Raw genomic sequence first — 14,387 nt, 5'->3', positions numbered from 1 at the left:
TTCATCTTCTGCGCATTACCGCATCCCCCGACCAAACGGGATTAAGATAGATCAAGGAGTTTCAGTATGCGTACGCTTGCCATGACCGCCATTGCCGCCGTCGCCACGGGCGCTTTCGCCGCCCCCGCCATGGCGCAGGACATTCCGTTCAACGGTCCGCGCATCGGCGTGATCGCCGGCTATGACGGCATCCGTCCCGGCAGCAGCGAAGACAGCGACATCGACGGCGACGACCAGACGGTCGACGGTTTCCAGTATGGTGTCGATGCCGGTTATGACGTCAATCTGGGCAGCGCCGTGATCGGCGTCGAAGGCGAAGTCGCCGATTCGACGGGTAAGGTCGATCCGTATGACGGTGATGCCAGCTATTTCGGCTATGGCCGGGTGAAGACCGGACGCGACCTGTATCTGGGCGTGCGCGCCGGTGCGCTCGTCAATCCCTCGACGCTCGTCTACGGCAAGGTGGGATACACCAATGCGCGCCTCGACATCACGGCGCAGGATGGCGAGACCGAGACCGGCAACCACTTCAATCTTGACGGCTATCGCGTCGGCGCCGGCGTCGAGCATCAGTTCAACGGCAACCTGTATGCCAAGATCGAATATCGCTATTCCAACTATGGCGATGCGCGTCTGGAATATGCCAATGGCGACAACACCGATAATTTCGATGTCGATACCGACCGTCATCAGGTAGTCGCCGGCGTCGGCATGCGCTTCTGATTTCAAAAAAAGCGCGGTTTCGCGTTTCAATTTGATGCGCAAAGGGTCGGAGCCGCTTGCTCCGGCCCTTTTTCGCGTTAGAGATATTTCTTAAGCATTTCGCCGCCACACGCTGGCGACCGAACGAACAGACTGTCCCCCGGGGGTAATGATGAAGGCGACGATCGAACGTGCAACCTTGCTAAAGGGGCTGAGCCACGTTCAGTCGGTGGTGGAACGGCGCAACACGATCCCGATCCTGTCGAACGTGCTGATCGACGCCAGCGGCGAAGGGTCGATTCGCCTGATGGCGACCGACCTCGACCTGCAGATCGACGAAACGGTGGCGGCGGCCGTCGACCAGGCGGGAACGACGACGGTCTCGGCGCACACGCTGTTCGACATCGCCCGTAAACTTCCCGAAGGCGCGCAGGTCGAACTGAGCGCGGCGGAAGGGAAGCTGAAGATCAGCGCCGGTCGCTATTCCTCGTCGTTGCCCACGCTGCCGCGCGACGACTTCCCGGTCATCGCGGAAGGCGATTTGCCGACCACGTTCGAGCTTCCGGCCGAAACGTTGAAGCAGATGATCGACAAGACCCGCTTCGCAATTTCGACCGAGGAAACGCGCTATTACCTGAACGGTATTTTCTGGCACGTCGCCGATGACGACCAGCCGGTCCTGAAAGCAGCGGCGACCGACGGCCACCGGCTGGCGCGCGTGACGGTGGTGCGGCCGGACGGCGCCGAAGGCATGCCCGACATCATCATCCCGCGCAAATGCATCGGCGAACTGCGCAAGCTGCTGGATGAAGTCGACGGATCGGTCGGGGTGTCGCTTTCGCCGTCGAAAATCCGCTTCGATCTGGGGCAGGCAATCCTGACATCGAAGCTGATCGACGGGACGTTCCCCGATTATACGCGGGTGATCCCGACCGGGAACGACAAGCTGCTGAAGCTTGACCCGCGCGCGTTCATGCAGGGCGTCGACCGTGTGTCCACCATCGCGACCGAAAAGACCCGCGCAGTGAAAATGGCGCTCGACCGGGACAAGATCACATTGTCGGTGACCAGCCCCGAAAACGGCGCGGCGGCCGAGGAAGTGCCCGGCGAATATGCCGCGCAGGGGTTCGAGATCGGTTTCAACAGCCGCTATCTGCTCGACATCCTGCATCAGATCGAAGGCGATATGGTGGAGGTGCATCTGGCCGACGCCGCCGCGCCGACGCTGATTCGCGAAAATGAAGGCTCGCCCGCGCTCTATGTCCTGATGCCGATGCGGGTGTAATACCAAAGTGCGCTAAGCGCGACTGACTGAACGTGGCGTCATTGCTGGGAGCGCAGGAATACGGCGATCCAGCCGCCATCGGCCTATCGCGCATCTCGATCGCCGCGCCCTTCGTCGACTCGCAATGACGATATTACGATGGGTTCAGATCGATGCAGCTTGGTATAATGCGCCGCGCGGCCGCCGCGGACCGGTCAGGGGGCGGACGTCGCCGTTTGCTGGGCCAGTGTGGTGCAGTCACCGCCATGCATGTTCGCCCATGCGACATTCTGCAGCCGGATCGCTTCGCTCGGCGAAAGCCCCAGATCTTCCGCCGCCTTCTCGCTCCCGCCAAAGCTGCGCGGGTCATGGCCAGTGATGCTGATGAACACGGTCAGCGCTTCCAGATAATAGCCGGGCGTGCCCGCATGATAATGGTCCCACGCCCATAGATCGACCTGATCGAAGGCGATGCCGTCATAGGGATTGGCGTCGGCGAACCCGGCCTGAATTGCGCAGTTGAACGCTCGCCCGACCGGGTTCACCCGGTCGATCGCGCCGTCGGCGGCCGCCGCGCGGTCATATCCGCGTTCAAGGTCGAGCGCCATTTTATACACTGACTGGCCGTACCAGTGCCCGCCCGTCCGGAACGTCTGGTCGGGCCGTGTCCATGTTGCGGTCAGCGAGATATCGACATCGGGATTTTTCGCTTTGAACAGCCGCGCGAACTTCGCCGAATAATCGATCAGCTTTGCAGGATTACCCGGCTTTTCGGGGTCGAGTACGCTGTATTCCTGCATCACGACATGGTCCCATTTGCGGTCGACCAGGGCGCGCTTGTTGTCCCAATGCCATTGCAGCGTCCTGCCGGGCGATGTTTCGAGGCTTACCCGATAGTCAAGCCCGGCCTCGCGGGTGAACAGCTTGAACAGCGCGGGCACGCCACCGATCCCGTCGCGGTTGAGGTCCTCCACGGTCCCCGCGCGATACCCCTTCGCCGCCGAATGCGCGCCGAAGGTGAAGCTGTTGCCGATGAACAGAACGCTTTGCGGGCGGGCGTCGGCGCTTTGCTGCGCTTGCGCCGGGAGGGCGGCGGCGAACATCGCCCCTGCGAAAATGATCGCCTTGCCGATTCTCATGCTGGTATCCTGATTTCTTTCGCCAAAAGGCGTGCGGCGGGCCTAGACGTCCAGATTGGCGACATTCAGCGCGTTGTCCTGAATGAATTCGCGGCGCGGCTCGACGACGTCGCCCATCAACCGGGTGAAGATTTCGTCGGCGACATCGGCCTGTTCGATCTCAACCTTCAGCATCGACCGGTTGGTCGGGTCGAGCGTCGTTTCCCAAAGCTGTTCGGCGTTCATTTCGCCCAGCCCCTTGTACCGCTGTACCGACAGTCCCTTGCGCCCGGCGAGCAGGATCGCCTCAAGAAGCTGGGACGGACGTGCGATCAGGGTTTCGCCCTTGCCGGCGACGACTTCGTCTTCTTCGCCGGAAAGCGCTTCGCCTTCTTCTTTTTCGGCCTGCTTGATCGGCACCAGCTTGGCAAGCGCGGCATAGCTTGCCGCTTCTTCCGTCGCCAGGCCGTGCAGCTTGCGCGCCTCCGCGCTCGACAGGAATGCGGGTTCGATGATGTGATGGTCGGTCACGCCGCGCCAGAAACGCTGGAAGTGAATGCCGCCGTCATCGGTCAGCCCGGCGGACCAGCGCGCATCGGCGTCGGTCATGTCGAGTCGCTCGGCCACCGCCTGCAACCGCTCGCCACGCTGATCGCGGGTCGCTTCGGGGTCGAGCACGCGGGCGATCGCCAGCGCCTCGATGATCGACGCGTCGTAGCGGCGCGGAACATAGCGCATCAATGTGCGCATCCGCCGCGCATGATCGACCAGCGCGCGAAGGTCCGCGCCCGATCGCGATCCGCTTTGCGTTTCGAGCACCGCGTTGCCGACGCCGTTTTCGACCAGATAATTATCCATCGCGGCGTCGTCCTTCAGATACACCTCGGACCGGCCGCGCGACGCCTTATACAGCGGCGGCTGCGCGATATACAGGTGCCCCGCCTCGATGATCTCGGGCATCTGGCGATAGAAGAAGGTCAACAGCAGCGTGCGGATATGTGCGCCGTCGACATCGGCGTCGGTCATGATGACGATCTTGTGATAACGCAGCTTTTCAAGGTTGAACTCGTCGCGAATGCCGGTGCCCATCGCCTGGATCAGCGTGCCGATTTCCTTTGATCCGATCATCCGGTCGAACCGCGCGCGCTCGGTATTCAGGATCTTGCCGCGCAGCGGCAGGATCGCCTGGAAATGCCGGTCGCGGCCCTGTTTTGCTGAACCACCGGCCGAATCGCCTTCGACCAGGAAAAGTTCGGACTTGGACGGATCGCGTTCCTGACAATCGGCGAGCTTGCCGGGCAGTGAAGCGATGTCCATGGCACCTTTACGCCGGGTAAGGTCGCGCGCCTTGCGTGCCGCTTCGCGCGCGGCCGCAGCATCGATGATCTTCTGGATCACCATCTTTGCAGGCTGCGGGTTTTCCTCCAGCCATTCGGCCAGCTTGTCGGCCATCAGGCTTTCGAGCGGCTGGCGCACCTCGCTCGACACCAGCTTGTCCTTGGTCTGCGATCCGAATTTGGGGTCGGGCAGCTTCACCGACACGATCGCGGTCAGGCCTTCACGCATATCGTCGCCGGTAAGGCTGACCTTTTCCTTTTTCAGCATTCCCGACCGGTCGGCATAGCCGTTCAGCGTACGGGTCAGCGCGGCGCGGAACGCGGCCAGATGCGTGCCACCGTCACGCTGTGGGATGTTGTTGGTGAAGCACAGGACGTTTTCGTAATAGCTGTCGTTCCATTCCAGCGCGACGTCGATGCCGACATCGTCGCGGTCGCCGACGATCGCGATCGGATCGGGGAGCAGCGAAGTTTTGTTGCGATCGAGATATTTGACGAACGCGGCAATCCCACCTTCGTAGAACAGCTCCACCTCACGCGGTTCTTCGTGGCGGCTGTCGCGCAGCACCAGTCGGACGCCCGAATTGAGGAAAGCGAGCTCGCGATAGCGATGTTCCAGCTTGTCGAAATCGAATTCGGTGATCTTGAACGTTTCGGGCGAAGGCAGGAACGTCACGCGAGTGCCCGTGCGCGATCCCGCATCGCCGACCACTTTCAGCGGTGCCTCGGCCTCGCCTCTGCGAAAGCGCATATAATGCTCTTCGCCATCGCGCCAGATGGTGAGGTCGAGATAATCGGAAAGCGCGTTTACCACCGACACGCCGACGCCGTGCAGGCCGCCCGACACCTTATAGGCATTGCCTTCATTGGTGTTTTCGAACTTACCACCGGCATGAAGCTGGGTCATGATGACCTCGGCCGCCGACACGCCCTCTTCCTTGTGGATGCCGGTCGGGATGCCGCGGCCATTATCTTCCACCGCGACCGAACCGTCGGGCATCAGTTCGATCAGGATGCGGTCACAATGCCCGGCCAGCGCTTCGTCGATCGCATTGTCCGAAACTTCGAACACCATGTGGTGAAGCCCCGAACCGTCATCGGTATCGCCGATATACATTCCGGGGCGTTTGCGCACCGCGTCCAGTCCTTTGAGGACCTTGATCGATTCTGCGCCGTAATCATTCTGCTTGGGGTCGGTTGCCATGCCATGCATATAGGAAAAGCAGGGCGCAAACGGAAGCGAAATGCACGGCCGGCACCGCCGCGCTTTGCGCCGATGTGCTTATACGGATCATGCCGCCCGACGTTTCGTCCAAGTCGCAAAGTCCGAACGGAAATGGAACTGTTGTTAAGCGCGGACATCACGCTAGAAGAGCAAGATGACGTCGAAAGACAAGTCGAATGATCTTCCCGACGCGCAGTCGCGGCGCAAGTCGCTGCGTATCCACGGCACCATTGCGCGCGACATCGGCATTCAGATCGTATCCGGGGTCTACCGACCCGGCGAAACGCTGAACGGCGAAGTCGCGGCGAGCGATCGGTTGCACGTCTCGCGCACCGCCTATCGCGAAGCGGTGCGTATTCTGGCGGCAAAGGGACTGGTCGAATCTCGCCCGAAAACCGGCACCCGCGTCAGTGAGCGGGGGAAATGGCAGCTGCTCGATCCCGACGTTCTGTCATGGATATTCGAATCCGAACCGGACGATGCGCTGGTCGCCAGCCTGTTCGAACTGCGCAGGATCGTTGAACCGCAGGCTGCGGCGCTGGCCGCCCGGCGTCGTGAGCAGCCGCATGTCAAACGCATGGCCGCTGCGTTGGATGCGATGGGCGAACACACGCTCGCGACCGAAGCGGGACGCGTCGCCGACCAGGAATTTCACGCCGCCATGCTGGAGGCTTCGGCGAACCCGTTCCTCACCACGCTGACCAGCGGCGTCGGCGCGGCGGTGGCGTGGACAACCGTGTTCAAGCAACGCAACAGCCCGTTGCCGCGCGATCCCCTGCCCGATCATCGCAAGGTGTATGAAGCGGTCGCGGCGGGCGATGCCGACGCCGCGCACCATGCCATGGTCGAACTGGTCGATATGGCGTTTCTGGATACCAAGCAATCGCGCGCGCCGCAGCGAAAGCGCGCGATAATGGATGGCGAAAAAACCCTGTAGCGAAGGGCGCCGGTACGTTCCCGGCGCCCCCGATCCATCCTTATTCCGGAACGCCGGCGGGTGCCGCTTCGAGCGGCTGTTCGGCTTCCAGCGCATTTGTCGGTCTGCTGCCCCACAAAGCGTAGAACAGCACGTACAGTTCGCATGCCGCGGGCAGCAGGAACGACCATTGCAGGCCGAAATGATCCGCGACCCAGCCCTGACCGGTCGCCAGCGCGCCGCCAGCGATCGCCATGATGAGCAGTCCGGACCCTTCTTCGGTAAGCGGGCCGAGCCCGCGAATGCCGAGCGTGAAGATCGTCGGGAACATGATCGAATGGAACAGGCCGACCAGCACCAGCGCCCACATCGATACATGCCCGGTGGCGAAGATGACGACCATCAGCAGCGTGAACGCACCGACCGACGCGCCCGCCAGCATCATTTCGGCACGGATGAAGCGCATCAGAACGCTGCCGGCAAAGCGGCCCACCATCATCCCGCCCCATAGCAGGGTGAGATAGGTGCCCGCCCGTTCGGGCGTCAGCGCGCCGATATCGGGCATGGTGATGAAGCTGATGAGCAGGCTGCCCACGCCGATTTCCGCGATCAGGTAGATGAAGATCGCCGGGATGCCGAACACCAGGTTGCGATGTTTCCAAAGGCTGTGCTTCCGGCGTTCCTCACGCGCCAGGCGGCGGGTGTCGCTGCCCAGATCGGGGAGCTTGATCAGCGCGAAGATGACGGCGAGGATCAACAGCACCGCGACGATGCCGAGATAGGGAAGCTGAACCGACTGCGCGTCGGCAAGCTTTTGCGCCTCGGTCAGCTTGGCAGCGACGGTGTCGCCCCCTTCGACCGATCCGGAACTGCTTCGGCCAAGGATCAGCAGGCTGCCGAACAGCGGTGCCACCATCGTACCGGCCGAATTCATCGCCTGAACAAGATTGAGGCGCGAGGAGGAGGTTTCGGGCGGGCCGAGCACCGACACATACGGGTTCGCCGCGACCTGAAGCAGCGTGATTCCAGACGCCAGCACGAACAGTGCGGCGAGGAAGAAGCCATAGGATACGAATTGCGAGGCGGGCAGGAAGCCAAGCGCGCCGATCGCCATGATGCCAAGGCCGATGACGATCGACCATTTATAGCCCGTGCGTTCGAGCAGCTTGGCCGAGGGGATCGACATCACGAAATAGGCGATGAACCATACAAACTGCACCAGCAGCGCTTTGGTATAGTTCAGGTCGAAAACGATTTTCAGATGCGGGATCAGAATATCGTTAAGGACGGTGATGAAGCCCCACATGAAGAATAGCGAGGCAAGAACCGACAGGGCGGCGGTATAGGTTTTGCGCGGATGCGCGGCTCCAGTTGGTCCCGCAGGTGCTCCAGATACCATCGACGTCGCTGCTCCTCATCTATCTTTTCAGTCGGCTACCGGCCAGCCGTTATCGGTCCAGTTGATCCTCCGGATCCGTAACGTCGGTGCGCCGTTCGCCTGCCTATCGTATGCGTGGTAGATGATATAGTCCTGATCCGCATCCTGTAGAATCGAAACATGGCCGCGCCCGACGAAACGGCTGTCGTCGCCCTGACCCGATGAAAGGATTTCGGTGCCGCCGCCCTGCATCATCGGCGTGCCGTCGCGATCGATATAGGGGCCGGTGGGGGTGTCGGACCGGCCGACCACGGTGCTGTAGGTGCTCTTCGCGCCCCGGCAGCAAAATCCGAACGAAGCGAACAGATAATAGCGCCCGTCATGCGCGATCACGAACGGCGCTTCGATTGCACCGGACCCCGGTTCGCTACCCGCGCCGGGGGCGGTTGCATCCGCACGCAATCGCGGCCGTGCTGCGATGCTGTAGACCTGCGGGTTGCCTGCCAGCCTTTTGCCGGTGGCGGGATCGAGTTCGACCATTTTCAGCCCGCCCCAGAAGCTGCCGAACGCCATCCATTCGCGTCCCTTCGCATCGGTAAACACCGCCGGGTCGATGGCATTGTAATCATCGTCGCTGTTTGTCGTGACGACCGCGCCCCGGTCCTGCCATCCGCGCGCCGGAGCGTCGGGATCGAGGACATTATTGGTCAGAAGACCGATCGCCGAGCGATTTTTGGCGAAGGTCGAGATTGAATAATATAGCCGGTATTGCCCGCCGATCTTCACGATATGCGGGGCCCAGGTGCCGCTCGTCCCCGGCACGGCCTCTTTCGCCCAGGCGGGGATGTCGGCAAGGGCGGGGCCGGCGAATTTCCATTCGTGCAGGTCATGCGACGTGCGCATGGGCAGCAATCCCTGCGGGCTGCCGACATGGCCTGTGGTGAACAGATAATAGGTCGATCCGTCGCGAAGCATCTCCGGATCGTGGACCGGCACGATATCGCCCGTAACCGGCACCTGCGACGACGCGCCGTCATTCGGGGCGGAAGCGGCGGCAGGGGCGGCGGCATCGCTTGCGCAACCGGCAAGCGTGAGCGCGACGGCATAAAATGAGCAGGTTGCGATGCGCGATGGCGTCATCTTCTCTCGCTTTCATTTGTGCCGAATGGCGGCAAGCCCGCCGGAACCGGAAGGCGCTTCCCGATTCCGGCGAGCATGATATTCCCGAAAGAACGGATCAGTCGTACCGGTAGCGCACGCCGATCGCAAAGGTGCGCGGAATAATGGTCGTGCCCAGATTGAACATCTCCGGCCCGCCGGCATCTTCGAACTTGTAATAGTTCTGCTGCGTTTGCTTGGTCAGGTTGACCGCGTCCAGCGTGAAGCCGAGATGCGGGGTGATGTCATAGGTAAGCTGGAAATCGAGGCTCGATTCGGGTTTGCGCCAGATGCCGATCGGATTGGCAAAAAGCGCCGCTTCGTTCGAATACAGGAACTTGCTTCGCCAGACATAGGCGAGCCGCAGGCTGAGCGGCCCGTGCTGATAGACCCCGGTGATGTTGTAGGAGAAATCGGAAACGCCGAAAAAGTCAGTCTTGACCTCGCTCAACACCTCGCCGGTATTCATGTCGACGTCGAAGGGGACGTTCTGCGAGGAATCGAGCACCGTCAGGCTGCCCTGCGCGCCAAGCCCGTTGAGGAGTCCCGGCAGGTCGGGGAAAACGACGAACCCGGCCTCAATGCCTTTCAGCACCCCGTTTGACGAATTGGTCGGCCGCGACACGTTAAACACATTGGTATTGAGACCGGTACCGTTTACCGTTTCGAGCGCGGTGGTGGTTACTACCAGACCTTCCACATCACGGCGGAACAGCGTGCCGTACACCATGCTGTCGGGCGCGAAATACCATTCAAGCGACAGATCGTAATTGGTCGATTCGGTCGGTTGCAGATCGGGATTGCCGCGCGATCCGGTGCCATATCCGACTTCGGTGAGATCACCGGTAAGCGTGTAATTCGGGTTCAGGTCGGCAAATGCCGGACGCCGCAACGTCTGTCCGTAGTTGAAGCGGATCAGCAAATTCGGCGTGATGTCGTACCGGGCGGTGAAGCTGGGCAGCATTTTCGCGGTCGTGGCCGATGCCGACGTCGTTTCCAGCGTGTACTGATCGGTGAAACGCACATCGGTATCTACATCGACATAGCGCGCACCGGCCTGCAATTTGAGCGGGCGCCCGAAGATATTGATCTGTGCATTCGCCTGAAAATAGGCCGCCATGGTGATCTCGTCGATATTGAAGACGTTGATCATCTGCTGGTCGGAAGACACGGCAATGCCGTTCGTCGTATCCAAGGTATCGAGATAGAGCTGCCGGATGGTATCGGCATTTTTATAGAGCCACGATCCGTTTGGCACGACCCACGATGTAGGCACATCGGCCCTGCCGTTGAAAAAGTCGGAGTTCGTGTAGAGCGCTTCTTCGCCCAGTGCGGTCAGCGGCAGGCCGAGTATGCCGGCGTCAGAGCTGCGCGTGGCAGCGCTCGCCTTACGGTCATCATAGCGAATGCCCGCCTGAAAGCTTTTGAAAAACCCGCCATCAACTTCCTGCACGCCATCCACTTTCAGTGTATAGGCTTTGCCGGAGTTGGTGTTCGAGTTGTCGTATAATTCGCCGATCGTCCATTGGTTCGGATCGGTCAGCAGGCTGTCATCCCCGAAGTGATAGGAGGCGACCCCGCCGCCTGCATTGAAATCGGCGGTGATGCTGTCGGCGGTGCGGAAGGTCCGCATCGCGAAAAAGTCGGTCGAATATTTGGAGTCCTGATACGACAGATCGGCAGTGATCGTGCCGCCATCATTGACCTTCCACTGCCCATTCAGTGCATAGACAAAGGTGTCGGTCTTCGATTTTGTGTAATCGGAACTATTGAATCCATACACGCTGCCGACCGTACGCGATTTTATGATATTGGTGCCGTCGTACAGGGTGAAGGTCGATCCCGGATCATCACCAAGATCGCCCCACCAGTCGACATAGCTGAACATCAGATTGTTGAAGGTGGATTGACGAAAGCCGGTCCACATGAACTCTGCCGTATAGGTCTGGTTCTCGTCAGGCGCCCATTGCAGCGCCGCATTGACCGAAGGCCGCTCGCGCTTGCCGTGCAGATCGCTGCTGAACACAGCGTCGCGTGACAGATAATAGGGCGTCTCGACGCCATTGATGTCGAGCGTTGATCCGGGTTCGTAGGGCAACCCCGCCTTGGTGCCGGCCTGCCAGGTGTCGGAGCCGGGGAAAATGCGCTCAAGCGGGGTGTACGGGCTGCCCTCCGGCGGGTTCTCAGTCGCGAATGGGACCAGCGCGCCTGCGGTCACGCTCATGTCGCGATATTTGGTGCGCGAATAGCTGCCGCTCACCATCACGCCGATATCGCCGATTCCGGTTTCCCAATGATCGCTGATCGTGGCGTTCAGGTTCGGGTTGAAGGTTTCCGCGCTCTCGTCATAGATGCCGCGCGCTACCGCGCTGACGGCAAGTCCGTCGAAATCCAGCGGGCGGCGGGTGATGACGTCGATCTGCCCGGCAAGGCCGGTGGGAATCTGGTCCGCGGCGCGCGTCTTGTAAACATCGACCCGGCTCAGCAGACTGGCGGGAATATCCTGCAACGAGAAGGAGCGCCCCGATCCGGTGAATACGTCGCGCCCGTTCCAGGTGGTCAGCGGATCGGTAAGGCCACGGATCGACAGCGTCGATGTCTCGCCGCCGCCGCGGTCGGTCACCTGAACACCGCTAAGCCGCTGGAGCGCCTCTACCACATTGTTGTCGGGCAGTTTGCCGATATCGGTGGCGACCACCGAATCGACGATCTGCGTGGAATCGCGCTTGATCTCGACCGATTTGCTGAGGCTGGCGCGGACGCCGGTGACCACGATGTCCTGCGCGACCGGGGCCTGCGCGGCTGGCTGTGTCGAAGTGTCGTTCTGGCTGTCGTCGCTGGTCCGGTCATTCTGCCGGGCGGGCGCCTGATTATCCTGATTTGTGTCCTGCGCCCGGGCCGGGCCCGCAATTGCGACCGCAAAAAGCGATGCGGAGCACAGAATCATGGCCTTGTTAAGCATTTGCCGATCTCCCCTACCTTGTGTCGTGCGCTGAGCGCATCTAGTTATTACTCAGACAATAGGACCTAGAGCGGGTTTTCCCGTGCTGCAAGAGCGTAAATGCGTTTTCTCGGACAAATTGTCTCGCGAAGTGCCGATCGCTCAACTGAACCGATGTTCAACGCCAGGGCAGGGTGCGATGCTGCACCGCGCAATGGAATGACCTTGCGATTCTATCTTAAATGTCTGAGTAATCTGTTTCGACAATGACCGGAGAGCGTTAATCGCTATGCTATCAGTGGTCTGCCGATGCCCCGATTTGCGCGTTGATCGGAAACGGCGTGTAACAGGGCGGTGGCCGGAGGCTGGACGGAAACAATATAATCCGACCCGCCCGTCGGGGTTCATGATCAGGAGAAAAATTACGTGCGTTTGATTCAGTTTCGCGAGCCGAACGGCGCGCGGGCGGTCGCAATGCTGGATGACGAAGGCGCGACGTCCGTCCGCCTGAAGGGCATTGCGAGCACTTACGATCTGGCCGGCGATGCGATCGCACGCGGCGTTTCGCTGGCCGAGGCGGCGCGCGGCGCGGTGGGCGAGGCGGTGGACATTGAATCGATGATGGCCGAGGGTCGCCTCCTGTCGCCGATCGACCATCCCGATCCCGCGCACTGCCTGTTGACCGGCACCGGCCTTACCCATCTCGGCTCGGCCGAGGGGCGTAACAAGATGCATCAGGCCGCGGCCGGCGGGCAGATGACCGATTCGATGCGGATGTTCAACATGGGGCTGGAAGGCGGAAAGCCGGGCGCGGGCGAAACCGGCGTCCAGCCGGAATGGTTCTACAAGGGCGACGGAAGCTGCCTTGTCGCGCCGGGGGCTGCATTCGAATCGCCCGATTTTGCGCTCGACGGGTCCGAAGAGCCGGAAATCGCCGGAATCTATATCATCGATGATCGCGGCCGGCCGCGCCGGCTGGGCTTCGCGCTCGCCAATGAATTTTCGGACCATGTGACCGAACGCGGCAACTATCTGTGGCTCGCCCATTCGAAATTGCGGCAGGCATCGCTTGGTCCCGAATTGCTGCTGGGCGACCTTCCCGACGATGTGCGCGGCACCAGCCGGATCGTTCGCGACGGCAAAACGCTGTGGGAAAAGCCTTTCCTGTCGGGCGAAGCCAATATGTCGCATTCGCTGCGCAATCTGGAACATCATCATTTCAAATATGATCTGTTCCGCCGCCCCGGCGACGTCCATGTCCATTTCTTCGGCACGGCAACGCTGTCCTTCGCCGACAATGTGACGACGCGCGAAGGCGATATATTCGAAGTGGAGGCGGCCCCCTTCACCATGAAGGTGCGCAACCCGCTGTCGCGGGCGGCCGCCGCCACGTCCGAGGAAATAGAGGTGCTGTCGCTATGACTGTTACGAAAATCGCGCTGGTCGGGATCGGCAAGATCGCCCGCGACCAGCATGTCCCCACCATCGCGGCGAGCGACCGGTTCGAACTGGTCGCCGCCGTCACCGGGCATGAACCGCCCGAAGGCGTTCCGGGATATCGCACCATCGCGCAGATGAAGGAGGCGCATCCCGACGTTCAGGCGGTGTCGATCTGCACCCCGCCGCGCGGACGGATGAAGGTGATCGCCGACGCGCTTGCCCATGATCTGGACGTGATGATCGAAAAGCCGCCCGCCGCGACGATAAGCGAAGCGGCGACGTTCGCCGGCATGGCCGAAAAAGCGGGGCGAATCTTCTACGCCACCTGGCATTCGCGCGAGGCGGCTGGCGTCGAACCGGCGCGCAAATGGTTAAACGGCAAGGAAATCCACCGCGTCGACGTCAACTGGAAAGAGGATGTCCGCGTCTGGCATCCCGGCCAGGAATGGATATGGGAACCGGGGATCGGCGTGTTCGATCCGGGGATCAACGCGCTGTCGGTGCTGACCCATATCCTGCCCGAACCGCTGATGCTGAAATCGGCGGAGCTTCGCTTTCCCGCCAACCGCGATGCGCCGATCGCCGTCGATCTCGACTTCGATCACGGACAGGCGCCGGTGCGCGTCGAATTCGATTTCGATCAGCGCGGGCCGCAGACCTGGGATATCGACATCGAAACCGATGGCGGGCACCTGAAACTGTCCAAGGGCGCATCGCAACTCGCGATCGACGGCAAACCGGTCGAGGTCGGCGATGAGAGCGAATATACCCGCCTCTATCGCCATTTCGCCGAATTGCTCGACTCGCGGCAGAGCGATGCCGATCTGTCGCCGTTTCGTCATGTCGCCGACGCCTTTCTGCTCGGCCGTCGGCGCGAAGTCGGCGCTTTCGAAGAATAATGGAACTGC

The 14,387-nt window shown here is 61.3% G+C and carries 10 protein-coding genes; 5 read left to right on the top strand and 5 right to left on the bottom strand.

Annotated elements, in window-relative coordinates; genetic code table 11:
* The first annotated feature begins 66 nt into the window (after positions 1–66).
* Entirely contained in the window at positions 67–723 is a 657-nt protein-coding gene (locus tag KY084_RS10260) for an outer membrane protein (protein ID WP_219238358.1), read from the top strand.
* A 151-nt stretch (positions 724–874) separates the two neighbouring features.
* The gene (gene dnaN, locus KY084_RS10255) at positions 875–1,987 is read left to right on the top strand and encodes a DNA polymerase III subunit beta (RefSeq protein WP_219238393.1); all 1,113 of its coding nucleotides are present in this window, start codon (positions 875–877) and stop codon (positions 1,985–1,987) included.
* Positions 1,988–2,181: 194 nt separating this feature from the next.
* Here the strand turns inward: dnaN and KY084_RS10250 are convergent, their stop codons facing one another.
* Entirely contained in the window at positions 2,182–3,105 is a 924-nt protein-coding gene (locus KY084_RS10250; RefSeq protein ID WP_219238357.1) for a DUF4886 domain-containing protein, read from the bottom strand.
* Positions 3,106–3,147: 42 nt separating this feature from the next.
* The gene (gyrB, locus tag KY084_RS10245; RefSeq protein ID WP_219238356.1) at positions 3,148–5,625 is read right to left on the bottom strand and encodes a DNA topoisomerase (ATP-hydrolyzing) subunit B; all 2,478 of its coding nucleotides are present in this window, start codon (positions 5,623–5,625) and stop codon (positions 3,148–3,150) included.
* 175 nt (positions 5,626–5,800) lie between these two features.
* On the opposite strand from gyrB, the gene KY084_RS10240 reads away from it, so the two are divergent.
* Entirely contained in the window at positions 5,801–6,583 is a 783-nt protein-coding gene (locus tag KY084_RS10240; RefSeq protein WP_219238355.1) for a FadR/GntR family transcriptional regulator, read from the top strand.
* A 40-nt stretch (positions 6,584–6,623) separates the two neighbouring features.
* On the opposite strand, the gene KY084_RS10235 is transcribed toward KY084_RS10240, so the two are convergent.
* The 3 genes from KY084_RS10235 to KY084_RS10225 all read right to left on the bottom strand — a co-directional run bounded on the left by KY084_RS10235 (position 6,624) and on the right by KY084_RS10225 (position 12,060).
* Positions 6,624–7,961, bottom strand: a complete 1,338-nt coding sequence (locus tag KY084_RS10235; protein ID WP_219238354.1) for a sugar MFS transporter — start codon at positions 7,959–7,961, stop codon at positions 6,624–6,626.
* 27 nt (positions 7,962–7,988) lie between these two features.
* Positions 7,989–9,080, bottom strand: a complete 1,092-nt coding sequence (locus tag KY084_RS10230; protein ID WP_219238353.1) for an arabinan endo-1,5-alpha-L-arabinosidase — start codon at positions 9,078–9,080, stop codon at positions 7,989–7,991.
* A gap of 97 nt (positions 9,081–9,177) precedes the next feature.
* A complete protein-coding gene (locus KY084_RS10225) occupies positions 9,178–12,060 on the bottom strand; it encodes a TonB-dependent receptor (protein WP_219238352.1) in 2,883 nt (960 codons plus the stop codon).
* A gap of 405 nt (positions 12,061–12,465) precedes the next feature.
* Between KY084_RS10225 and araD1 the strand changes: the two genes are divergently transcribed.
* Together araD1 and KY084_RS10215 are read left to right on the top strand one after the other, a co-directional pair.
* The gene (gene araD1 / locus KY084_RS10220; RefSeq protein WP_219238351.1) at positions 12,466–13,461 is read left to right on the top strand and encodes an AraD1 family protein; all 996 of its coding nucleotides are present in this window, start codon (positions 12,466–12,468) and stop codon (positions 13,459–13,461) included.
* Entirely contained in the window at positions 13,458–14,378 is a 921-nt protein-coding gene (locus KY084_RS10215; protein ID WP_219238350.1) for a Gfo/Idh/MocA family protein, read from the top strand. The genes araD1 and KY084_RS10215 overlap by 4 nt, the downstream gene beginning before the upstream one ends.
* Positions 14,379–14,387 lie beyond the last annotated feature (9 nt).

Source organism: Stakelama flava (assembly GCF_019351405.1).
Lineage (GTDB): Bacteria > Pseudomonadota > Alphaproteobacteria > Sphingomonadales > Sphingomonadaceae > Sphingomonas > Sphingomonas flava_A.
Note: the sequence above shows the minus strand (reverse complement) of the source record. Positions and strands in the feature narration are given on the sequence as shown.